The 21,483-nt window shown below is 68.7% G+C and carries 19 protein-coding genes and 1 tRNA gene; 9 read left to right on the plus strand and 11 right to left on the minus strand.

The features are described 5' to 3' along the window. The first annotated feature begins 55 nt into the window (after positions 1–55). Genes C9E82_RS13930 through C9E82_RS13950 form a run of 5 tightly spaced genes read left to right on the plus strand, consistent with a single transcriptional unit; the run spans position 56 to position 5,099 of the window. Positions 56–1,630, plus strand: a complete 1,575-nt coding sequence (locus C9E82_RS13930) for an ABC transporter ATP-binding protein (protein ID WP_119898441.1) — start codon at positions 56–58, stop codon at positions 1,628–1,630. Further along, positions 1,627–2,718, plus strand: coding sequence for an ABC transporter permease (locus C9E82_RS13935; protein ID WP_240643558.1), 1,092 nt, complete (start codon positions 1,627–1,629; stop codon positions 2,716–2,718). The genes C9E82_RS13930 and C9E82_RS13935 overlap by 4 nt, the downstream gene beginning before the upstream one ends. Beyond that, positions 2,718–3,641 carry an ABC transporter permease gene (locus C9E82_RS13940; RefSeq protein WP_122449307.1) on the plus strand — a complete coding sequence of 308 codons (924 nt, stop codon included), beginning with the start codon at positions 2,718–2,720 and terminating at the stop codon, positions 3,639–3,641. Before C9E82_RS13935 ends, C9E82_RS13940 begins: the two co-directional genes overlap by 1 nt. A gap of 33 nt (positions 3,642–3,674) precedes the next feature. After that, a complete protein-coding gene (locus C9E82_RS13945) occupies positions 3,675–4,757 on the plus strand; it encodes a BMP family ABC transporter substrate-binding protein (RefSeq protein ID WP_170162013.1) in 1,083 nt (360 codons plus the stop codon). A gap of 36 nt (positions 4,758–4,793) precedes the next feature. Continuing rightward, the gene (locus C9E82_RS13950) at positions 4,794–5,099 is read left to right on the plus strand and encodes an acylphosphatase (RefSeq protein WP_119897123.1); all 306 of its coding nucleotides are present in this window, start codon (positions 4,794–4,796) and stop codon (positions 5,097–5,099) included. A gap of 22 nt (positions 5,100–5,121) precedes the next feature. On the opposite strand, the gene C9E82_RS13955 is transcribed toward C9E82_RS13950, so the two are convergent. Beyond that, a complete protein-coding gene (locus tag C9E82_RS13955; RefSeq protein ID WP_119897168.1) occupies positions 5,122–5,811 on the minus strand; it encodes an FMN-dependent NADH-azoreductase in 690 nt (229 codons plus the stop codon). Between the two features lie 149 nt (positions 5,812–5,960). On the opposite strand from C9E82_RS13955, the gene C9E82_RS13960 reads away from it, so the two are divergent. Beyond that, the gene (locus C9E82_RS13960) at positions 5,961–6,836 is read left to right on the plus strand and encodes a LysR substrate-binding domain-containing protein (protein WP_244936029.1); all 876 of its coding nucleotides are present in this window, start codon (positions 5,961–5,963) and stop codon (positions 6,834–6,836) included. A 30-nt stretch (positions 6,837–6,866) separates the two neighbouring features. On the opposite strand, the gene C9E82_RS13965 is transcribed toward C9E82_RS13960, so the two are convergent. Both C9E82_RS13965 and C9E82_RS13970 read right to left on the minus strand, forming a co-directional pair. Continuing rightward, the gene (locus C9E82_RS13965) at positions 6,867–7,559 is read right to left on the minus strand and encodes a DUF1989 domain-containing protein (protein WP_119897169.1); all 693 of its coding nucleotides are present in this window, start codon (positions 7,557–7,559) and stop codon (positions 6,867–6,869) included. A gap of 219 nt (positions 7,560–7,778) precedes the next feature. Beyond that, positions 7,779–8,921 (minus strand): FAD-dependent monooxygenase, encoded by a 1,143-nt coding sequence (locus tag C9E82_RS13970; protein ID WP_119897125.1) that lies wholly within the window; start codon positions 8,919–8,921, stop codon positions 7,779–7,781. A 161-nt stretch (positions 8,922–9,082) separates the two neighbouring features. Between C9E82_RS13970 and C9E82_RS13975 the strand changes: the two genes are divergently transcribed. After that, complete coding sequence (locus C9E82_RS13975) at positions 9,083–9,520, plus strand: MarR family winged helix-turn-helix transcriptional regulator (protein ID WP_119897126.1); 438 nt, start codon at positions 9,083–9,085, stop codon at positions 9,518–9,520. Positions 9,521–9,576: 56 nt separating this feature from the next. Here C9E82_RS13975 and C9E82_RS13980 read toward each other — a convergent pair. The 5 genes from C9E82_RS13980 to C9E82_RS14000 all read right to left on the minus strand — a co-directional run bounded on the left by C9E82_RS13980 (position 9,577) and on the right by C9E82_RS14000 (position 13,176). Next, a tRNA-Arg gene (locus C9E82_RS13980) sits at positions 9,577–9,653 on the minus strand. A gap of 50 nt (positions 9,654–9,703) precedes the next feature. Next, complete coding sequence (locus C9E82_RS13985; protein ID WP_119897127.1) at positions 9,704–10,558, minus strand: metal ABC transporter permease; 855 nt, start codon at positions 10,556–10,558, stop codon at positions 9,704–9,706. Further along, positions 10,555–11,415, minus strand: a complete 861-nt coding sequence (locus tag C9E82_RS13990; protein WP_119897128.1) for a metal ABC transporter permease — start codon at positions 11,413–11,415, stop codon at positions 10,555–10,557. The genes C9E82_RS13985 and C9E82_RS13990 overlap by 4 nt, the downstream gene beginning before the upstream one ends. Further along, positions 11,412–12,329, minus strand: coding sequence for a manganese/iron ABC transporter ATP-binding protein (locus tag C9E82_RS13995; RefSeq protein WP_240643451.1), 918 nt, complete (start codon positions 12,327–12,329; stop codon positions 11,412–11,414). The genes C9E82_RS13990 and C9E82_RS13995 overlap by 4 nt, the downstream gene beginning before the upstream one ends. Before the next feature lie 19 nt (positions 12,330–12,348). Then, positions 12,349–13,176, minus strand: a complete 828-nt coding sequence (locus tag C9E82_RS14000) for a metal ABC transporter substrate-binding protein (protein WP_240643450.1) — start codon at positions 13,174–13,176, stop codon at positions 12,349–12,351. A 310-nt stretch (positions 13,177–13,486) separates the two neighbouring features. On the opposite strand from C9E82_RS14000, the gene carB reads away from it, so the two are divergent. Continuing rightward, on the plus strand, positions 13,487–16,819 hold the full coding sequence (gene carB, locus C9E82_RS14005; RefSeq protein WP_119897131.1) for a carbamoyl-phosphate synthase large subunit: 3,333 nt from the start codon (positions 13,487–13,489) through the stop codon (positions 16,817–16,819). Positions 16,820–16,950: 131 nt separating this feature from the next. Continuing rightward, positions 16,951–18,237, plus strand: coding sequence for a CAP domain-containing protein (locus tag C9E82_RS14010; RefSeq protein ID WP_119897132.1), 1,287 nt, complete (start codon positions 16,951–16,953; stop codon positions 18,235–18,237). 32 nt (positions 18,238–18,269) lie between these two features. Here C9E82_RS14010 and C9E82_RS14015 read toward each other — a convergent pair whose 3' ends face one another. The 3 genes from C9E82_RS14015 to C9E82_RS14025 are packed head-to-tail and all read right to left on the minus strand — an operon-like array spanning position 18,270 to position 21,467. Beyond that, on the minus strand, positions 18,270–18,962 hold the full coding sequence (locus C9E82_RS14015; RefSeq protein WP_119897133.1) for a thiamine ABC transporter ATP-binding protein: 693 nt from the start codon (positions 18,960–18,962) through the stop codon (positions 18,270–18,272). Continuing rightward, on the minus strand, positions 18,955–20,496 hold the full coding sequence (locus C9E82_RS14020; protein ID WP_119897134.1) for an ABC transporter permease family protein: 1,542 nt from the start codon (positions 20,494–20,496) through the stop codon (positions 18,955–18,957). Before C9E82_RS14020 ends, C9E82_RS14015 begins: the two co-directional genes overlap by 8 nt. Then, positions 20,472–21,467: a thiamine ABC transporter substrate-binding protein gene (locus tag C9E82_RS14025; protein WP_119897135.1), complete on the minus strand. Its 996-nt coding sequence runs from the start codon at positions 21,465–21,467 to the stop codon at positions 20,472–20,474. The genes C9E82_RS14020 and C9E82_RS14025 overlap by 25 nt, the downstream gene beginning before the upstream one ends. Positions 21,468–21,483: the final 16 nt, after the last annotated feature.

Consider the following 21,483-nt stretch of genomic DNA (forward strand, 5'->3'; position numbering starts at 1 on the left):
AGCGGGCAGGGTGCCCGCAAGCCAGGCAGACATAACAGGGAGTCGACACATGGGCATGGCCGTCACAGCCGCCTGCCACCTTCGGTCCGCCGATGCCGGTCCGCCGCTGCTGGAACTGGGCGGCGTGACCAAGGCATTCCAGACGGTGGTTGCGAACCGCGACGTCTCGCTGGCCATCCGGCCGGGCGAGATCCATGCCGTGCTGGGGGAAAACGGCGCGGGCAAAAGCACCCTGATGAAGATGATCTACGGGGTCTTTCCCCCCGATGCGGGCGAAATGCGCTGGAATGGCGAAACGGTCGTGCTGACCAGTCCCGCGCAGGCGCGCAAGCTGGGCATCGGCATGGTTTTCCAGCATTTCTCGCTGTTCGAATCGCTGACGGTGGCCGAGAACATCTCGTTGACCGTGCCCGGCGGCGTGGCGCGGCTGACGACCCGCATCCGCGAGATCGGCCAGCGGTTTTCCCTGCCCGTGAACCCCGTTGCGCTGGTCCATTCGCTGTCGGTGGGCGAACGCCAGCGAGTCGAGATCATCCGCTGCCTGCTGCAGGAGCCCCGGCTGATCATCATGGACGAGCCGACCTCGGTGCTGCCGCCAAGCGGGATCCCGGCGCTGTTCGACACCATCCGCGAGCTGGCCGCGCAGGGCTGCGCCGTGCTGTTCATCAGCCACAAGCTGGAGGAGATCCGCAGCCTGTGCCACGGCGCCACGGTGATGCGCGCGGGCGAGGTCGTGGCCACCGTCGACCCGCGCCGGGCCAGCGCCTCGGAACTGGCGCATCTGATGATCGGGCGGGAAATCCCGCATCCGAAACGCTCGGCGCCGACGCCGGGGCGCGATCCGGTGCTGGAACTGCGGGGCCTGTCGCAGCCCTCGGACGATCCCTTCGGCACCGGCCTGCATGACGTGGACCTGCGGCTCTATCCCGGAGAGATCGTCGGCATCGCCGGAATTTCGGGCAATGGCCAGAAGGAACTGGCGGCGCTTCTGTCGGGCGAGGCCGTGCTGGACCGTGGCCGCCGCGACCTGGTGCGGATCCTGGGCAGCGGCTGCGGCGACATGGATGCCAGCCGCCGCCGCGATCTGGGGCTGGCCTTCGTCCCCGAGGACCGCAACGGCCGCGGCTCGGTCCCCGAGATGACGCTGGCGGAAAACGCGCTGCTGACCGGCCATGCGCAGGGCATGGTGCGCCGCGGGCTGATCGAGCGGTCGCGGATGCGCGCCTTCGCCGAAACCTGCATCCGCGAGATGGGCGTGCGCTGCACCGGCGCCGATGCCGAGGCGCGCAGCCTGTCGGGCGGCAACCTGCAGAAGTTCATCATGGGCCGCGAGATCCGGCTGAAACCCAAGGTCCTGGTTGCCGCGCAGCCGACATGGGGCGTCGATGTGGGCGCGGCCGCGCTGATCCGCCAGCAGCTGATCGACCTGCGCGACGCGGGCGTCGGCATCCTGGTCATCAGCGAGGAGCTGGACGAGCTGTTCGAGGTCAGCGACCGCATCCATGTGCTGTTCCGCGGCCGCCTGTCGCCCGCGCTGGGCCGGGCCGAGGCCACGGTCTCGACCATCGGCGACTACATGACCGGCGGTTTCCTGTCGCCGGATGCCACCGAGGCGAGGGCGACGGCATGATGCGGCTTCCCTGGATCGTCGAGCCGAGGATCGGCAGGACCGGCCCGCGCGCCCTGCTGGCGCCGCTGATCGCGGTGGCCACGACCATCCTTGCGGCGGTCGTCCTGATGTCGTCGCAGGGCGTCGCGCCCTCGCGCGCGATCTGGCAGCTCTATATCGCGCCGCTGTCCAGCCTCTACAATCTCAGCGAGGTGCTGCTGAAGATGGCGCCGCTGCTGATCATCGCCCAGGCGCTGGCGATCGGCTTTCGCGCCAAGGTCTGGAACATCGGCGCCGAGGGGCAGCTGCTGCTGGGCGCGATCGGCGGCAGCCTGCTGCCTTTGTGGTTCAACGACAGCGTAAACCCGATGATGCTGCCCGCCATGGCGCTGTGCGGGATGCTGTTCGGCATCGGCTGGGCGGCGCTGGCGGCGTTCCTGCGCACGCGCTTCAATGCGAACGAGATCCTGGTGACGCTGATGCTGAACAGCATCGCCCTGCAATTGCTGTATTATCTGGTCTCGGGGCCGCTGCGCGACCCTTACGGGTTCAACTTCCCGCAATCGGCGCTGTTTCCGCAGGTGGCGATGCTGCCCTCGCTGTTCGGGATGGGGCGGGCGAATGTCTCGATCATCGTCGCGCTGCTGGCCACCGTCGCCGCCTGGATCTTCGTCGAGCGCAGCATGACCGGATACAAGCTGCAGGTCGGCGGCGTGGCCCCGGATGCGGCCCGCTATGCCGGTTTCCGAGAGAAGCGCGCGGTCTGGCTGAGCCTGTGCATCGGCGGGGCGGCGGCGGGGCTGGCGGGCGTCTTCGAGGTGGCCGGCCCGCTGGGGCAGCTGCAGCGGGTGGTGTCGCCCGGCTACGGCTTTGCGGCGATCATCGTGGCCTTCCTGGGCGGGCTGAACGCCATCGGCATCCTGTTCGCGGCCTTCTTCATGGCGGTGATCTATGTGGGCGGCGACATGGCGCAGGCCTCGGCCGGGGTGCCCTATGCGGTGAACACCTCGCTGCAGGGGGTGCTGCTGGTCAGCTATATCGCCGCGCGGCTGTTCGTCGATTACCGCGTGCGCTGGCGGCGCGACATCACGCAACAGGGGGCGAACTGATGGGAACCATGCTTGTCTTCCTGCTGTCGGGCACATTGCTGGCCGCGACGCCGCTGTTGCTGGCGGCGATGGGAGAGCTGATCGTCGAACGCTCGGGCATCCTCAATCTCAGCATCGAGGGGATGATGGCGCTGGGGGCGGTCGTCGGCTTCGCCACGATCATGGCGACCGGCAGCCACTGGCTGGCGCTGGGGGCGGGCGGGCTGGCCGGGGTCGCGTTGTCGGTGCTGTTCGCGGGGGTGGTCCTGCTGGCGCTGGGAAACCAGGTCGCCACCGGCATCGCGGTCGGCATCCTGGGGCTGGGCCTGTCCGGGCTGATCGGTAAGCCCTATGAGGGGATGACGGTCGCGCCGATGAAGCGGATGCCGATCCCGGTCCTGTCCGAGATCCCGATCATCGGGCCGGGCCTGTTCAACCATTCATTGCTGGTCTATCTGGCGCCGCTGCTGGCCGTGGGGCTGTGGTGGATGCTGCGCAGCACGCGGGTCGGGCTGGTGATCCGCGCCGTGGGCGAATCGCCGGAATCGGCCCATGCCATCGGCTACAGCGTGCTGATGACCCGGTTCCTGGCGATCATGACCGGCGGCTTCATGGCCGGGCTGGCGGGCGCCTTCATCGCCACCGTCTCGGCGACGCTGTGGTCGGACGGGATGATCGCCGGGCGCGGCTGGATCGTCGTCGCGCTGGTGGTCTTCGCCACCTGGCGCGTGGACCGGCTGGTCATCGGCGCCTATCTGTTCGGGCTGGCCACGATCGCCGAACTCTTGGTGCAGGGGGCGGGGATCCGGGTGCCGTCGCAGCTGCTGACCAGCATTCCCTATATCGCCACGATCGTCGCCATCTCGATCCTGTCGATGGACGGCCGCAAGATGCGCCTGAACGCCCCGGCCTCACTGGGCCGCACCTATAACAGCACCGCCTGAGCGGTCATGCCAACAGGAGAAGGAACGATGCCAATGAAACGCAGACTGACAAGCTGGATCGCGGCGGCCTGCCTGGCGCTGCCGCTGACCGGGACCGCCGCCAAGGCCGAGGATCCGTTCATGGTCGGCTTCATCTATCCCACGCCGGTGGCGGATGTGGGCTGGGCCAAGCAGCTGGACCTGGGGCGCGAGGCGATCGAGGAGGCCTATGGCGACCGCGTGACCACCCGCGTGGTCGAGAACATCCCCGAGGGGCCGGATGCCGGCCGGGTGATGAACCAGCTTGTCGCGGATGGCGCGGATTTCGTGATGCTGGGCTCTTTCGGCTACATGAACGACGGATTGCGGCTGGCGCAGCGCAGCCCGGACGTGGATTTCATCCATGCCAGCGGCTTTCGCCAGGCCGAGAATTTCGGCACCTTCACCGCGCGCGGCTATGAAGGGTTCTATCTGACCGGGCTGGCCGCGGGCATGGTCACCGAAAGCAACACCATCGGCATCGTCGCGGCCTTCGCCATCCCCGAGGTGATCGCCGAGGTCAATGCCGTCACCCTGGCCGCCCGCAAGGAAAACCCCGACGTCAACATCCGCATCGTCTGGGTGAATACCTGGTTCGATCCGGCCCGCGAGCAAGAGGCGGCGCGGGCGCTGATCTCTCAGGGGGCGGACGTGATCTTCTCGCTGCACCAGGACACGCCGTCGGTGGTCAACGTGGCGCAGTCCGAGGGGGTCTATGTGGTCAATACCGGCTCGGACATGAGCGCGCATGGACCCGACGCGGTGCTGGGTTCGGTGGTGACTGACTGGACCGACTATTTCGTCGAGGCCGTCGGCGCCTCGCTGGAGGGCACCTTCACCGGCCATGACGAACGCGGCGGGCTGGCCTCGGGGATGGTGTCGGTCGCGGCCTGGAACGACGTGCTGACCGAAGAGCAGATGGCCCGGATCAACGAGGTCGAGGCGGCGCTGATCAGCGGCGAGGCGCATGTCTTCGCCGGCCCGCTGAACGACCAGCGCGGCACCGAGCGCGTGGCCGAGGGCGAGGTTCTGCCCGATCCCGAGATTTTCGGGATGGACTGGCTGGTGGAAGGCCTGACCGGATCGCTGCCGCAATAGGCGCCCGGCGCGCCACGGCCCGAAAGGAGGCGGAGAGTGGACTATGAAAGCGGCGAATTCGGGCGTGGCGGGCAGAACCTCTGCGCGGTCGAGCTGACCTATCGCGGCACCCTGGGCGAGCCTTTCGTGGCCTTCGCCATCGACCGCGCCCGCCGGCTCAGCCTGAACGGCTGGATCAGCCCCGGCCCCGATGGCGTCAGGATCGCGGCGCAGGGGCCGCAGGCGATGGTCGACGCGTTCGAGATCGTCTGCAGCCTGGGCCCGATCCAGGCTGATGTGCGGGAATGGTGCCGCAGCGACCTGCAGCCCGGCCTGAACCGCGACGGGTTCGAGCGCAGATAGGCCGGCGCGCCAGGCCCCATGGTCAGCTGGCGGCGGCTTCCACGGGCTGCTGGCCGGTGGATGAACTTGCCAGCAGACGCGCCAGATGCCTGGCGCGCCCTTCGGCCCGGGCGATCGATCGAACGTGGCGGGCATCCTTGAATTCCTGGTATTCGATCGCCACGGTTTCGATATCGCCGCCCGCGACGCCCAGATAATGCGCACAGGCCGCGATGCCGGGATCGAGCGCGTTCATGTGGCCGCGCAGCCCGTCCGGCTGGAAGCCGAACTCGCCGCGCGATGACAGCACGACCAGCTTCTTGCCGCCCAGGATCGGCCGGATCGGGAAATCGCCGCGGGCCAGGTCGAACGAGAAGGTGCGCCCGATCCGCGAGACGTGATCGATCCATGCCTTCAATGTCGAGGGCATGCCGTAGTTGTACATGGGTGCGCCCAGCAGGATCACGTCGGCGGCTTCCACCTCGTCGATCAATCGGTCCGACAGCGCCAGCCGCTCGATCATCCACGGCTCTCGCTGCGCGGGCGGCGTGAAGGCGGCGTGGATGAAGCGATGATCGATGGGCGGCAGCGGGTCCTTGCCGACATCGCGGCTCACGACGCGGGCCTCGGGGTTGGCCTCGAGAAACTCGGCGGTGAAGAGCGCCGTCAGCCGTCGCGTCAGCGAGCGGTCTTCCAGTTGGGCGCTTGAATCGATTCGCAACAGGGTCGTCATGTCCATCTCCTGATTCCGGTGGATAAAACCTTGCTGCCCATCGAATTATCCAGTGCGCCGCCAGATTGCCAAATCGAATGTCTCAGGCATAAGATGAATCAGATTCATGCTGATGCGCGCACCCCCGACCGGAGATCCCATTGCGCAGGTTGCCCCCGCTCCACGCCCTGCGCGCCTTCGAGGCCGCCGCACGGCACCTGCATTTCGCCCATGCCGCCGATGAGCTGGGCCTGACGCCGACCGCGATCAGCCACCAGGTGCGCCAGCTCGAGCAGATCCTGGGGGTCGAGCTTTTCCACCGCTATCCGCGGCCGGTGCGCCTGACCGCCGAGGGAGAGAAGCTGTATCCGGTGCTGCGGGAGTCGCTGGACCGGATCGCCGGGACGATCGCCGGGCTTGGCGCCGGGAAAGGCGACGAACCGCTGCGCCTGTCGGTGACGGTCGCCTTTGCAAGCCGCTGGCTGATGCCGCGGCTGCCGCAGCTTCGCCGGCAGACCGGCCTGTCGGTCGCGGTCGAGGCGGATGATGTCGCCGTGGATCTGCATGCCTCGGGCATCGACATCGCCATCCGCTATGCCGAGCAGCCCGGCGCGGAGGCGGAATGGCATCGCCTGTTTCCCGACCGGGTGATCGCCGTTGCCGCCCCCGGCCTTGTCGCGGGACGCGCGGCATTGTCGGGACGCGAGATCATGGACCTGCCGTTGCTGCACTATCGATGGAAGACCCGATCCGGCAAGGCTCCTGACTGGCAACGCTGGCAAGGCCTGGCGGGCCTTGCCGCAGAGGTCCCCGAGATCGCGCAGAATTTCTCGGAAGAGATCCACGCCATCGATGCGGCCGTGGCCGGACATGGCGTCGTTCTGGCGTCCGAGGTCCTGGTGGCGGACCTGCTGCGCAGCCGGCAGCTGGTCGCGCTTTCGGATATCGCCCTGCCGGCGCCGAGCTACTGGGCGGTGTTCCTGCCCGGCAATCCGCTGAGGACGCGGCTGCAGCTGCTGGTGGACTGGATCCGGCGGCAATCGTGATCCCGCTGCGGGCAGGCCGGGGGGCGGGTCTCAGGGCAGGACCGTGACCGACAGGCTGCGGGGAACCGCATCCGCGCCGTTGATCGGCAGCAGGTCCATCGGGCAGGCCGAGATCACCGCCACCAGGTCCATCTCGGCGCGGAAGGTGACATGATCGCCCGGACGCGAGACCGGGGGCAGCCAGGCCATCTCGCCATTCTCGCGCGGCGGCGTGTTCATCCACAGGTTCAGCGGGCAGGGCACCGCCGGCAGGGGGATGCCAAGCGCCGACAGGGCCATCCGCAGGTTGTCGGTGCAGTTGTCGTGATACCCTTCGTGGCCCAGCTGGTGATAGCGGTGGATGTCGCAGGAGGCGACCAGCGTGTCATGCACGCCGGGCGAGCTGTCCTCGACCAGCGTCAGGATCGCCCGGCGGCGGTTCGTCACCAGCGCGTCACCCGGCTCCGGCCTCAGCTTGCGCAGGTCGGGGCGCAGGTGTTCCATCGACAGATGCTCGCCCGGATCCGTCTCGGCGAAGGCCCAGAAGTCGCCGACCTGGCTGCCATGCGTGTTGACGACCCGCAGCCGCTCGCCGCGCCGCAGCCGGATGGCGCGGCCCTGCCGGGCGGGGATCTCGTGGAGGCTTCCCGGTTCCAGGCGCCCGTCATGTCCCAGGACCTCGCGTGCCGAAGCGTTGGTGCCGTCGGGACGGCCGGCGGCGAAGGGGCGGGAGAAATCGATCATCGCTGGAAGCCTTTCATCACTGCCCCGATGCACGGGGATCTCGGTCCACGCGCCGCCGCTGCCCGACGGGATATGCGGCATGTCATCGGCCATCATCGGGAAAGCATAGGTCAGCCCGTGCCGTATGGCGAGGTCGATCGCCCCTGGCGGGAGGTTCTGGACCGGGGCGCGGCGGTCGCGTGGGGGCCGGCCGGCCTTCGCCGCCGCATCCGCCCGCCCTCACTCGGCCCCGGCCAAGAGGCGCGCGACGCGGCGGCGCAGCGCCGGGACCGACGATGCCGCGCGGATGGCCAGGTTGCGCAGCAGGCGCAGCGGCGGCGCGCGCAGGGTCGCCACCGCCGTCAGCCGGTCGGTCATGCGCAGCACCTCGCGGGCCGCCGCCATTCGCGCCGCGGCATGATCGTCCAGCGCGCCTTCCCGCCCCTCGCGCAGCGCGGCGGTCAGGGCCTCGGCCAGCGCGGCGGCGTCGCGCAGGCCCAGGTTCATGCCCTGGCCGCCCGCCGGCGAATGCACATGCGCCGCATCGCCGATCAGCAACACCGGCCCGGCGCGGAAACGCTCGGCCAGCCGATGATGCACGCGAAAGCGCGAGCCCCACAGGACCTGCCGCACCCTCGCGCCGTGCCGGGGGCCGCGCGCGTCGATCACCGCCTGCACATCGGCGACCGAGGGCCGGGGCGGCGCCTCGGGGCATTGCGCGACGACGCGATAACGGTCCTGCGACATCGGCGCGACCACCAGCGTGCCGCCGGCCGAGAAGAACAGCGTCACCTCGTCCTTCGGGATCGGCCAGTCCATGCGCAGATCGGCCAGCATGAACGAGCCATGGGTCTTGCCCGGAAAGTCGATGCCGGCCTGGCGGCGGACCGTGCTGTCCTGGCCATCCGCGCCGACGACGTAGCGGGCGGCGATCCGGCGCCCGTCCGCCAGGGTCACGACGGCCCCCTCTGACACGGTCTCGATCCGTTCCGCCGCGAGGGGGCGCAGCACGGCATGGCCCAGGCCGGCCAGGCGCCGGGTCAGGATCGCCTCGGTCTCGTCCTGCGGGATCATCAGCGCGAAGGGCGGCGCATGGCGCAGCGCGCGGAAATCGGCCCGCAGCAGCACCCGGTCTCGGTCGCGGACCCGAAAGCCGGTCACGCGAAGCCCCTGCGCGATCAGCGGCCCGGCCAGGTCCAGGGGCTCCAGCGCCTTCAGCGTGCCGGCATGGATCACCGCCGCGCGCGAGGTGTTCTGCGCCTCGGGCAGGGCATCGAGGATCACGAAATCCACCCCCCGCCGCGCCAGCCCGATGGCCAGCGCCAGCCCCGCCGGCCCGGCGCCGACGATCGCGACCTCGGTCCGTTCGGGAAATGCGCTCATCGGCCGGCTCGGATGGTTGCCTTGGCCCGTCTGGCGCCGCCTTGCCGGCCCGTGGTGCCGTTTCGCATTTGACCTGTTCCGCCTGTTGCCGGTAGGGATGCTTCGTGTGCGAATGAATTTAGTTCTTATGCGAAGCAGTTTCAACCCCGGAGAAGATCTCGATGACTGAACCCGCCCCGCCCCGGCTGATCTACCTGCTGACCACGGCGCAACGCCGGCTGGAGGCGGCGATCGAGCGCGAGGGAAAAGGCGGGCTGACCCTCTCGCGGATCGGCTTGCTGCTGGCGCTGCCGCCCGAGGGCGGGGTGCCGATGTCCGCGCTTGCCCGCGCGCTGGACCTGCGCGCCCCGGCATTGTCGGGGCTGGTGGACCGGATGGCGAAATCGGGTCTGGTGCGGCGGCTGCCCGATCCGGCCGATGGCCGCGCCTCGCTGGTCGCGCTGACCGGAGAGGGTCGGGTCCTGCGCAGCGAGGCCGTCGCCCGCACGAAACAGGTGAATGCGGCGCTTTGCGAGGGCTTCAGCGCCGACGAGATCGCCGTGGTGGAACGCTGGCTGGAAGCGGTGCGGCAGCGCCAGGCGCCGCCCCCGGCCCGATGAGCTGGCGCCCGGCCCCGGGACCCTCGGGCATGGCAGGGAAGGCCTGGGCGGAGGAATGGCGACCCCGGTAGGACTTGAACCCACAACCTCGGACTTAGAAGGTCCTTGCTCTATCCAGTTGAGCTACGGGGCCGCGAAGGCGCGGCTGGCGCAGATCGCTCTTAGAGGATGGCGCGGGTGAAATCAAAACCCTTCTTGCGCATCAACGCCCTGCAATTCGCGGCGGCGGGTCAGGGCCGTGCGGCGCAGGAAGGCCAGCACGAAGATCGCGGTCAGGATCAGCACGATGGTCGGGGCCGGGGCGCTGTCCAGAAAGAAGCTGGCATAGACGCCGCCCAGCATGGCCAGCAGGCAGACCGCGCAGGCGACGGCCAGCATCCGCCCGAAGCTGCGCACCATCAGGAAGGCGATGGCGCCCGGCGCGATCAACAGGCCCACCGCCAGGATCAGCCCGGTCGCCGACAGCGTCGCCACCACGGTCAGCGACAGGATCGACAGCAGCCCGTAATGCAGCAGGCCCACCGGCAGGCCCGAGGCGCGGGCCTGGGCCGGGTCGAAGGCGTGCAGCATCAGGTCCTTCCATTTCAGCAGCAGCGCCGCGCTGACGAAGATCCCGATCAGCCCGGCGGTCCACAGGTCCTGCGCGCCCACGCCCAGCATGTTGCCGAACAGGATATGGTCCAGGTGGACGTCCGAGCTGATCGAGGTATAGATCACGATCCCCAGCGCGAACATGCCCGAAAACACCACGCCCATGACGGTGTCCTGCTTCACGCGGCTGTTCTGGGCCAGGTAGCCGGTCGCGATCGCCGTCACCATGCCCGCGGCGAAGGCGCCCAGGATCAGCGGAAAGCCCATGACATAGGCCAGCACGATCCCCGGCAGCACCGCATGGCTGACCGCGTCGCCCATCAGCGCCCAGCCCTTCAGGACCAGGAAGCAGGACAGAAGCGCGGTCGGGATCGCGACGATGGCCGCGATCCAGAAGGCGTTCTGCATGAAGGTGAACTGGAAGGGCAGCAGCAGGGTCTCGGTCATGGCGCCACCTCGTCGCGCAGGGCAAGGGCGGCGCGGCGGCGGGCGGCCAGCAGCCCGTGCTTCGGCGCCCAGGCGAAGGCGGCAAGGAAGATCAGCGTCTGCAGGCAGACGATGATGCCGCCCGTCGCCCCGTCGAGGAAATAGCTGGCATAGGCGCCAAGGAAGCTGGTCAGGGTGCCGATCGCCACCGACAGCGCGATCAGCCGCGGGAAGCGGTCGCACAGAAGATAGGCCGTCGCCCCCGGCGTCACCACCATGGCGATGACCAGGAAGGCGCCCACGGTCTGCATCGCCGCCACCACGCAGGCCGACAGCAGCACGAAGAACACCGCCTTCAGCAGGCCCGGCCGCAGCCCGATGGAGCGCGCATGGCTTTCGTCGAAGAACACCACCATCAGGTCCTTCCATTTCAGCGCCAGCACCGTCAGCGACACGAAGCCGATGATCGCCAGCTGGGCGGTGTCCTCGGGCGTGATGGCCAGGATGTTGCCCATGGTGATGGTCTGGACCGAGATCGCCATCGGGTTCAGCGAGACCATGAACAGCCCCAGCCCGAAGAAGCTGGTGAAGATCAGCCCGATCACCACATCGACCTTCAGCCCGGAACGGTCCGACAGGAACAGCATCGCCGCCGCCGCCAGCCCGCCCGACAGGAAGGCGCCAAGTGCGAAGGGCAGGCCCAGGATATAGGCGCCGGCGACGCCGGGCACGACCGAATGGGCCAGCGCGTCGCCGATCAGCGACCAGCCCTTCAGCATCAGATAGGCCGACAGGAACGCGCAGACCCCGCCGACCAGGGCCGAGACCCACATCGCATTGGTCATGTAGCCATAGGTGAAGGGCTCCAGCAGGATCATGCGCCGCCCTCGCCGTCCGGATCGCGTCCGCTTTCGTCGCGCGTATGGGTGCGGCCCGCATATTGGACCAGGGGGCGTTCGTCGTCGGTCAGGATCGAGATGCGGCGCGGGTCGTCATCGTCATGCAGCGCCTCGCCGCCCAGGGTGAAATGGCGCAGCACGCCCCCGAAGGCGCGTTCGAGGTTCTCGCGCGTGAAGGTGGTCTCGGTCAGGCCATGGGCCAGCACCGTGCCCTTGACCAGCACCACCCGGTCGCAGAATTCCGGCACCGAGCCCAGGTTGTGGGTCGAGACCAGCATCACCCGCCCCTCGGCCCGAAGCTCGCGCAGCAGGGCGATGATCTGTTCCTCGGTCTGCACGTCGACGCCGGTGAAGGGCTCGTCCAGCAGGATCACCTGGCCCTCCTGCGCCAGGGCGCGGGCCAGGAAGACGCGCTTCTTCTGGCCGCCCGACAGCTCGCCGATCTGGCGGTTGCGGAAATCCTGCATGTTCACGCGTTCCAGCGCCTGGTCCACCGCCGCGCGGTCGCGGGCCGAGGGGCGGCGCAGGAAGCCCATATGGCCATAGCGGCCCATCATCACCACGTCCTCGACCAGCACCGGGAAGGTCCAGTCCACCTCCTCGGCCTGGGGGACATAGGCGACCAGGTTGCGCTTCAGCGCCTCGCGCACGGTCATGCCCAGCAGCCGGATCTCGCCCGCCGCTGCCGGCACGAAGCCCATGATCGCCTTGAACAGCGTCGACTTGCCCGAGCCGTTCACGCCGACCAGCGCCGTCACCGTGCCGCGCGGGATGGCGAAGCTGGCATGGCGCAGGGCGGTGTGGCCGTTGCGATAGGTCACGGTCACGTCGCGGGCCAGGATGCCGTTCTCCTGCCCCGCCGCGCCCGCTGGAATGGTCTGGCTGTCGCGCATCATGCCCTTTCCGCTGTCATCAGCTGCCGCTTTCCCCGGCGCCCAGCCCGTCGGCGATGGTCTGGGCGGTGACCTTCAGCAGGTCCAGATAGCTTGGCACCCGCCCGTCCGGTTCGGACAGGCTGTCCACATACAGCACGCCGCCATATTGCGCGCCAGTCTCGCGGGCGATCTGCCGGGCGGGGGCGTCGTTCACGGTGCTTTCGCAGAAGACCGCCGGGATCTCATGCGCGCGCACCCCGTCGATCACGCCGCGCACCTGTTGCGGGGTGCCCATCTGGTCGGAATTCATCGGCCACAGATACAGCTCCTTCATGCCGAAGTCGCGGGTCAGGTAACTGAAGGCGCCCTCGCAGCTGACCAGCCAGCGCTGCGCCTCGGGGATGGCGGCGATGCGCTCGCGCAAGGGCTCGATCGTCGCGCGCAGCTGGTCCTTGTAGCTTTCGGCGTTGCTGGCATAAGTCGCGGCATTGTCCGGGTCGTGCTCGGCAAAGGCCGTGGCGATATTGTCGATATAGATCAGCGCATTGTCCAGACCCATCCAGGCATGGGGATTGGGCTTGCCGTCATATTCCCCGCCCGAGACCGGGATCGGCTCGATCCCCTCGGTCAGCGTGACCGAGGGCACGTCGCCCAGATTGGCCAGGAATTGCTGGAACCACAATTCCAGGTTCAGCCCGTTCCACAGGATCAGGTCGGCATCCTGCGCCCCCACGATGTCGCGCGGCGTCGGCTCGTATCCGTGGATCTCGGCCCCCGGCTTGGTGATCGACACCACCTCGGCCGCATCGCCCGCCACGTTCTGCGCCATGTCGGCCAGCACGGTGAAGGTGGTGACGACCTTCATCCGCTCTTCGGCCAGGGCGGCACCGGAAAGCACTGCCGAAACCGACGTGAAAGCAACGAGTTGTGCAATCCTTGGGCGCATGGGCCGATCCTTCCGCTGTTGTTCCGGGTTCAGATGTAGTTGCTATTCATTCGCAAGTGAAGCCCAAATGAGAAACGTTCTCAAAATTGTTCCCGCCGCATCCAGGCGATGGTTGCGGTCGCCCGTGGCGGGCGAAGGGAAGAATGGTCCAGAGTCACCTTGCGCCCCGGCTGCGCATGGCTATAACCCCGGACGATTTAACCGCCGCCAGCCGCCCGAGGACCGCATCATGCCCAAAAGAACCGATATCAAATCGATCCTGATCATCGGCGCGGGACCCATCGTCATCGGCCAGGCCTGCGAGTTCGACTATTCCGGCGCCCAGGCATGCAAGGCGCTGCGCGAAGAGGGCTACCGGGTGATCCTGGTGAACTCGAACCCGGCGACGATCATGACCGACCCGGAAATGGCCGATGCGACCTATATCGAGCCGATCACCCCGGAAATCGTCGAGAAGATCATCGCCAAGGAACGTCCCGACGCGCTGCTGCCGACCATGGGCGGGCAGACCGGGCTGAACACCGCGCTGGCCCTGGCCGATGCGGGCGTGCTGAACCGCTACGGGGTGGAGCTGATCGGCGCGCAGCGCAGCGCCATCGAGATGGCCGAGGACCGCAAGCTGTTCCGCGAGGCGATGGACAGGATCGGGCTGGAAAACCCCAAGGCGACGATCATCGCCGCGCCGAAGCTGGCCAGCGGCAAATACGATGTCTCGGCCGGCGTGGCGCAGGCCATGGAGGCGCTGGAGGAGATCGGCCTGCCCGCCATCATCCGCCCCGCCTTCACCCTGGGCGGAACCGGGGGCGGCGTGGCCTATAACCGCGACGATTACGAACGCATCGTGCGCTCCGGCCTCGACGCCTCGCCCGTCGCGCAGGTGCTGATCGACGAGAGCCTGCTGGGCTGGAAGGAATACGAGATGGAGGTCGTGCGGGACCGCAACGACAATGCCATCATCGTCTGTTCCATCGAGAACGTGGACCCGATGGGCGTCCATACCGGCGATTCGATCACCGTCGCCCCGGCGCTGACCCTGACCGACCGCGAATACCAGATCATGCGCAATGGCTCGATCGCCGTGCTGCGCGAGATCGGGGTCGAGACCGGCGGCTCCAACGTGCAATGGGCGATCAACCCGGCGGATGGCCGCATGGTGGTGATCGAGATGAACCCGCGCGTCAGCCGTTCCTCGGCGCTGGCCTCGAAGGCGACGGGCTTCCCGATTGCGAAGATCGCCGCGAAGCTGGCCGTCGGCTATACGCTGGACGAACTGGACAACGACATCACCAAGGTCACGCCCGCGTCGTTTGAACCCTCGATCGACTATGTCGTTACCAAGATCCCGCGCTTCGCCTTCGAGAAATTCCCCGGATCGAAGCCCGAACTGACCACCGCCATGAAATCGGTGGGCGAGGTCATGGCCATCGGCCGCAGCTTCCACGAATCGCTGCAGAAGGCGCTGGCCTCGATGGAGAACGGGTTGACCGGGCTTGACGAGATCGCCATCCCCGGCGCGCCCGAGAAATCGGCGATCATCAAGGCGATCAGCGCCCAGACCCCCGACCGGCTGCGGCTGATCGCCCAGGCGATGCGCCACGGGCTGAGCGACGACGAGATCCGCGCCGCCACCGCCTTCGACCCCTGGTTCCTGTCGCGCCTGCGCGAGATCGTCGAGGCCGAGGACAGGGTGCGCGAAAACGGCCTGCCCGCCGATGCCGAGGGGTTGCGCGCGCTGAAGATGATGGGTTTCACCGATGCCCGCCTTGCCGCGCTGACCGGCCGCGAGGAAACCGAGATCCGCCGCGCCCGCGCCTCGCTGGAGATCCGCCCGGTCTTCAAGCGCATCGACACCTGCGCCGCCGAATTCGAGGCCCAGACCCCCTACATGTATTCCACCTACGAGGTCCCGGCGATGGGCGACGTGGAATGCGAATCGCGTCCCACGGATGCGAAGAAGGTCGTCATCCTGGGCGGCGGTCCGAACCGGATCGGGCAGGGGATCGAGTTCGACTATTGCTGCTGCCACGCCTGTTTCGCGCTGACCGATGCGGGCTATGAGACCATCATGGTCAACTGCAACCCGGAAACCGTCAGCACCGACTACGACACCTCGGACCGGCTGTATTTCGAGCCGCTGACGCTGGAGCACGTGCTGGAGATCCTGCGGGTCGAGCAGGAAAACGGCACGCTTCACGGCGTCATCGTGCAGTTCGGCGGCCAGACGCCGCTGAAACTGGCCAATGCGCTGGAGGAGGAGGGCATCCCGATCCTGGGCACCACCCCCGACGCCATCGACCTGGCCGAGGATCGCGAGCGGTTCCAGAAGCTGCTGAACGACCTGGGCCTGCGCCAGCCGATCAACGGCATCGCCCATTCCGACGACCAGGCCATCGAGATCGCCGAGCGCATCGGCTTCCCGCTGGTCATCCGCCCCTCCTATGTCCTGGGCGGCCGCGCGATGGAGATCGTGCGCGACATGGACCACCTGAAACGCTACATCACCGAGGCGGTGACGGTCTCCGGCAAGAACCCGGTGCTGCTGGACAGCTATCTGTCGGGCGCCATCGAGGTCGACGTGGACGCGCTGTCGGATGGCGAGAACGTCCATGTCGCGGGCATCATGGAACATATCGAGGAAGCCGGCGTGCATTCCGGCGACAGCGCCTGTTCGCTGCCGCCGCATACGCTGGACGCCGCCACCATCGACGAATTGAAGCGCCAGACCGTCGCCATGGCCCGCGCGCTGCGCGTGGTCGGGCTGATGAACGTGCAATTCGCGCTGAAGAACGGCGACATCTTCGTGCTGGAGGTCAATCCCCGCGCCTCGCGCACCGTGCCCTTCGTCGCCAAGGCCACCGACAGCGCCATCGCCTCGATCGCCGCGCGGCTGATGGCGGGCGAGCCGATGTCGAACTTCCCCGCCCGCGCGCCCTATCCCGAAGGCGTCGGCCCCGAGGACGACCTGCCCTTCGCCGATCCGCTGACGCTGGCCGACCCGATCACCCCCTGGTATTCGGTCAAGGAGGCGGTGCTGCCCTTCGCCCGCTTCCCCGGCGTCGATACGCTGCTGGGGCCGGAAATGCGCTCGACCGGCGAGGTGATGGGCTGGGACCGCAACTTCCCGCGCGCCTTCCTGAAGGCGCAGCTGGGCGCGGGGACCGTGCTGCCGACCACGGGGCGGATCTTCGTCTCGATCAAGGATGCCGACAAGACCGAGGCGCTGGCCGGGGCGGCGCGCGACCTGACCGCGATGGGCTTCACGCTGACAGCCACCCGCGGCACCGCCGATTTCCTGGCCGCCGCCGGGGTCGAGACCGAGCTGGTCAACAAGGTCTACGAGGGGCGTCCGAACATCGTCGACCGCCTGAAGAACGGCGAGATCGCGATGGTGCTGAACACCACCGAGGGCGCCCAGGCCATCGCCGATTCGCGCGAGATCCGCGCCGTCGCGCTCTATGACAAGATCCCCTATTTCACCACCGCCGCCGGCAGCATCGCCGCCGTGGCCGCGATCAGATCGCGCGAGGAAGGCGAGGTCGGCGTCAGAAGCCTGCAGGCCTGATCGCCCATCCCTGAATTGGCCCGGATGCGCGTAACTTCGCGCATTTTGGTAAAATTCGTGCGACTACGCACACAACTCGCGCTCCGGTTGCGTTAACCTGGCTGCAACCTCAACCGCGTGGAGCCCCTCTGATGTCCATCGCCACCCCGGCCGAACGCCATTTCCTGTCCCTGGTGAACCAGGCGCGGGCCAGTGAAGGCCTGGCCCCGCTGCAGCTGGAAACGCATCTGAACGCCTCCTCCGACGCGCATTCGCGATGGATGCTGGCGACGGATACCTTCTCGCATACCGGGCGGGGCGGCAGCAGCGCGACGGATCGGATGCGCGATGCGGGCTTCGATCTGTCGAATGGCTGGCGGACGGCGGAAAACATCGCCTATGTCAGCACCAACAACAATGGCAGCCTGCTGGACGAGGTCGAGCAGCTTCATCGCGGCCTGATGAACAGCCCCGGCCACCGCGCCAACATCATGAACCCGGCCCTGGAAATGATCGGGATCGGGCTGCAGCAGGGCAGCTTCACGGTCGATGGCCGCGCCTATGACGTGCTGATGGCGACGCAGAACTTCGCCACGACCGACGGCCATGTCCGCATCGATGCCGCGCCGGGGATCACCATCGCCACCACCGATTTCGCCACGCTTCCGGTGCAGGCCCCGGCCCGCGCCGTCTGGGAGCCGCTGTTCAACGGCGAGGTCTTCACCTCGTCCCAGCCGGGCACGGTGCTGCGCGGTACGGCGCGGGCCGACGACATCCGGCTGGGCGCGCGCGCCGACACGGTCGAGGGCGGCGCGGGCCATGACTGGATCGCCGGCGGGGCGGGCGCGGACGTGCTGCGCGGCGGCAAGGGCAACGATTTCATCCTGGGGCAGGCGGGCAACGACCGGCTGTTCGGCGGCGAAGGCAACGACCGCATCTCGGGCGGGCAGGGCAATGACACGATCATGGGCGGGCCGGGCAATGACAGCCTGCGCGGCGATGCCGGCAACGACCTGATCGAGGGGCAGGCGGGTCATGACCGCATCTCGGGCGGTGCGGGGGCCGATACGCTGCGCGGCGGGGCCGGCAACGACTGGCTGCAGGGCGATGCCGGCCATGACGTGCTGAACGGTGGCGCGGGGGCCGACACGCTGATCGGCGGCGCCGGCAACGACACGCTGCGCGGCGGCGCGGGGGCCGATACCTTCGTCTTCCGCCCCGGACCGGGCATCGACCGCGTGGCCGACTATCAGCCCGGCATCGACCGGGTGATGATCGCGGAATCGATGATGCGGGGCGACGTGACGGGCTTCGTCCAGAACAACATCCGCGAAACCGCGAATGGCGTCGTGGTCGAGTTCAGCGCGGGCAACCGCATCATCTTCGAGGGGCCGAACCTGACCGTCGAGGACATCGCCGACGACATCTTCCTGTTCTGACGCATCGGCGGGGCCGGGCCCAGGCGGCTGCCTCAGCCCAGATAGGCGCGCAGGCCCGGCGGCGGATCGTCCAGCAGCGGCCCGGTCGGCTGCGGCGGCTGGGCGCGGCCGTCCTCGATCAGGATCGTCTGGGGCGCGAAACGCCGCGCATCGCCGGGATCGTGGCTGACCATCAGCACCGTCGCGCCGGTTTCCTCGGCGATCCGGGCCAGCAGGTCCAGCATCTCGGCCTTCAACGCCGGGCCGAGCGCGGCGAAGGGTTCGTCCAGCAGCAGGACCGGCCGCGCGCGCAGCAGCACGCGGGCCAGCGCGACGCGGCCTTGCTGGCCGCCCGACAGGTCGGCGGGCTTGCGGTCCTCCATCCCGGCCAGCCCGACCTCTTCCAGGACCTGGCCGACCCGGACCCGCTGCGGCGAGGACAGGCGCAGGTCGGGGCGCAGGCCAAGCCCAACATTTTGTGCTGCCGTCAGGTGTGGAAACAAGTTCTGGTCCTGAAACAGCACCGAGACCGGCCGCTTGCCCGGCGGCGTGGCGGTGATGTCGCGCCCCTCCCACAGGATCCGGCCCCGATCGGGCACCAAGAAGCCCGCGATCAGCGACAGCAGCGTCGACTTGCCGGATCCCGAGGCGCCGATCACCGCCACGCGGGCGCCAGGCTCGATGGCAAGGTCGGCGGCCAGGGTGAAGCTGCCGCGGGTCACGGAGAGGTTCTGCAGCTCAAGCAAGGCGGCCTCCGCGGTCGAACAGCCAGAACAGGGCGAAGCTGATCGCCATCAGCAGCACCGCGCAGGCCGAGGCATCGGCCATGCGATAGGAATTCATCAGCTGATACAGCTTCAGCGGCAGGGTCGGCTGGTCGGTGGCGAACAGCGTGATCACCCCCAGGTCGCCCATCGCCAGCGCGGCCGCCAGCCCCCCGGCAAAGCCCAGGGGCCGGGCGAGGCGCGGCAGGACCAGCAGCCGCAGCCGCGCCAGCCCGCGCATGTCCAGCGAATCGGCCAGCCTGCCGAAATCGCCTTCCAGGTCGCGCGCCGCCGGGATCAGCGCCCGCAGCCCGAAGGGCAGCGCCATGATCGCGTTGATCGCGACCGTGACCGGCAGCGCCATCGCCTGCGGAGACGCCACGCCGCGCAGCAGGATGAACAGCCCCGTGCCCAGCACCAGCGGCGAGGCGACCAGCGGCAGCATCCCCGCGGTCTCGATCCAGCGCGCCCCGCCGCGCGCGATGGCCAGCGCCAGCGCCAGCGACAGAAGGATCGCCAGCGTGGCCGAGATCAGCGCCATGACCACCGACCGGACGGCGGCGTCCCAGACCTCGGGCGGCAGCAGGGGGATGCGCGGCAGCCCGCGCAGGGTCACGGCCAGGATCGGCCACAGCAGGAAGGCGGCGGCCAGCGTGATGGCCAGCCCGTCCGCCAGGCGCCGCCAGCCGCCTAGCCCGCGCAGCTGCGAGGGCATGTCCAGCCCCGCGCCGAAGGCCGCCGGGATCGCGATCCAGCGCGCCAGCGCCATCGCCGCCACGCAAAGCGCGATCTGCACCAGCCCCAGCATTGCCGCCCGGCCCAGATCGAAATCGAAGCGGAACGCCTGGTAGATCGCCAGCTCGACCGTGGTGGCGCGCGGGCCGCCCCCCAGGGCCAGCGCGACGGTGAAGCTGGTCAGGCAGACCAGGAACACCGCCAGCCAGACGCCGGGCAGCACCGCGCGCAGCATCGGGCGTTCCAGGTGGCGGGCGATGTCGCGCGGCGCGAAGCCCAGGCTTTCGGCCAGCCGGAATCGTTCCGCCGGGATCGCCTGCCAGCCCTGCAGGATCAGCCGCACCGACAGCGGCAGGTTGAAGAACACATGCGCAAGGATCACCCCCTGCCAGCCATAGATCGAGATCTCGGGCAGGCCGGCCGCGCGAAGCGCGTCGTTCAGCACCCCGCCGCGCCCGAAGACCGAGATCAGCCCCATGATCGCCACGATCACCGGCAGGATGAAGGGCGCGCCCAGCAGCGTGACCAGCACCGCCCGGCCGGCAAAGCGCCGCCGCGCCAGCGCGCGGGCCACCGGGATCGCCAGGATGGCCGAGACCGAGGCCGAGACCACCGCCTGCCAGATCGTGAACCAGACCGCGCGCCAGTCCCAGGGCCCCAGCGCCGACAGCCCGCGCGCCTGCCATGCGACCGCGGCCAAGGTGCCGAGGACCAGCGCGGCCAGCGCGGCGGCGATCGCCGCCCCGCCCGGCTGCCTTATCGGGAAAACGCCCGCAGCCATTCGTCCAGCGCCGGCTGGCGCAGCGCCTCGGCCTCTGCTTCGTCATAGAACAGCGTCTTTTCGGGGCGGGGCAGATCGCGCATGACCTCGGGCCAGTCGTCCTGCGGCAGCTTGGCGGGCAGCGACCAGTTGGCCAGCGGGATGGTCGCCTGGAATTCCGGCGTCAGGATCCAGTCCATGAATTGCTGCGCCAGCTCCGGCTGGTCGGTCGAGGCGAGTTGCGCGGCCAGCTCGGTCATGAAGTAATGGCCCTCGGGGAAGATCGCGGCCTTCTTGGTCAGGTCCTCCTCGGCGGCGATGTGATAGGCGGGCGAGGTGGTGTAGGACAGCACCATGTCGGCCTCGCCCTCGGTGAACATGCCGTAGGATTCGGACCAGCCGCGCGTCACCGTCAGCACCTTGGGCGCCAGCTTCGCCCAGGCGTCCGGCGCGTCCTCGCCATAGATCCCCTTGACCCACAAGAGCAGCGCCAGCCCGGAAATCGAGGCGCGCGGGTCCTGGATGACGATCTTCAGGTCGTCGGGGGCCTCCAGCAGTTCGGCGAAGCTGGCGGGGGGATTTTCCAGCCGCGTTTCGTCATAGATGAAGGCGGTCTCGCCCCAGTTGTAGGGCAGGAAGATCGGGTCGGTCCATTCGACCGGCAGCGACATGTCGGACGTGTCCTGCCCATGCGGCGCGAACAGCCCGGATGAGCGGGCGCGCGCGGTCACGTCGGTGTTCAGGCCGAAGACGATATCGGCCTGGGTGCCCTCGCCCTCCATCAGGATGCGGGGCAGGATGTCGCCGGTCACGAAGCGCAGCTCGCAGTCGCAGAAGGCCTCGAACCCCGCCTTGATCTGCGGCCCCGGCCCCCATTCGCTGGCGACGTAATCGCCGGCATAGACGGTCAGCACCGGGCGGTCCTGCGCGGCGGCGGGGGCGACGGCCAGCAGCGAGGGGACGATCATCGCGGCGATCAGGCGGGATTTCATCGCTGTTCCTCCTTCG

The sequence above is a fragment of the Paracoccus sigandri genome, from assembly GCF_003709565.1.
Classification (GTDB): Bacteria; Pseudomonadota; Alphaproteobacteria; order Rhodobacterales; family Rhodobacteraceae; genus Paracoccus; species Paracoccus siganidrum.

Coding starts and splice junctions, on each gene's coding strand:
- C9E82_RS14010 (WP_119897132.1), top strand. CDS start 16,951: ATGTCCATCGCCACCCCGGCCGAACGCCATTTCCTGTCCCTGGTGAAC.
- C9E82_RS13930 (WP_119898441.1), top strand. CDS start 56: ATGGCCGTCACAGCCGCCTGCCACCTTCGGTCCGCCGATGCCGGTCCG.
- C9E82_RS13975 (WP_119897126.1), top strand. CDS start 9,083: ATGACTGAACCCGCCCCGCCCCGGCTGATCTACCTGCTGACCACGGCG.
- C9E82_RS13990 (WP_119897128.1), bottom strand. CDS start 11,415: ATGATCCTGCTGGAGCCCTTCACCTATGGCTACATGACCAATGCGATG.
- C9E82_RS13945 (WP_170162013.1), top strand. CDS start 3,675: ATGAAACGCAGACTGACAAGCTGGATCGCGGCGGCCTGCCTGGCGCTG.
- C9E82_RS14000 (WP_240643450.1), bottom strand. CDS start 13,176: ATGAAGGTCGTCACCACCTTCACCGTGCTGGCCGACATGGCGCAGAAC.
- C9E82_RS14020 (WP_119897134.1), bottom strand. CDS start 20,496: ATGGCTGCGGGCGTTTTCCCGATAAGGCAGCCGGGCGGGGCGGCGATC.
- C9E82_RS13985 (WP_119897127.1), bottom strand. CDS start 10,558: ATGACCGAGACCCTGCTGCTGCCCTTCCAGTTCACCTTCATGCAGAAC.
- C9E82_RS13970 (WP_119897125.1), bottom strand. CDS start 8,921: ATGAGCGCATTTCCCGAACGGACCGAGGTCGCGATCGTCGGCGCCGGG.
- C9E82_RS13955 (WP_119897168.1), bottom strand. CDS start 5,811: ATGACGACCCTGTTGCGAATCGATTCAAGCGCCCAACTGGAAGACCGC.
- C9E82_RS14025 (WP_119897135.1), bottom strand. CDS start 21,467: ATGAAATCCCGCCTGATCGCCGCGATGATCGTCCCCTCGCTGCTGGCC.
- carB (WP_119897131.1), top strand. CDS start 13,487: ATGCCCAAAAGAACCGATATCAAATCGATCCTGATCATCGGCGCGGGA.
- C9E82_RS13935 (WP_240643558.1), top strand. CDS start 1,627: ATGATGCGGCTTCCCTGGATCGTCGAGCCGAGGATCGGCAGGACCGGC.
- C9E82_RS13965 (WP_119897169.1), bottom strand. CDS start 7,559: ATGATCGATTTCTCCCGCCCCTTCGCCGCCGGCCGTCCCGACGGCACC.
- C9E82_RS13940 (WP_122449307.1), top strand. CDS start 2,718: ATGGGAACCATGCTTGTCTTCCTGCTGTCGGGCACATTGCTGGCCGCG.
- C9E82_RS13995 (WP_240643451.1), bottom strand. CDS start 12,329: ATGCGCGACAGCCAGACCATTCCAGCGGGCGCGGCGGGGCAGGAGAAC.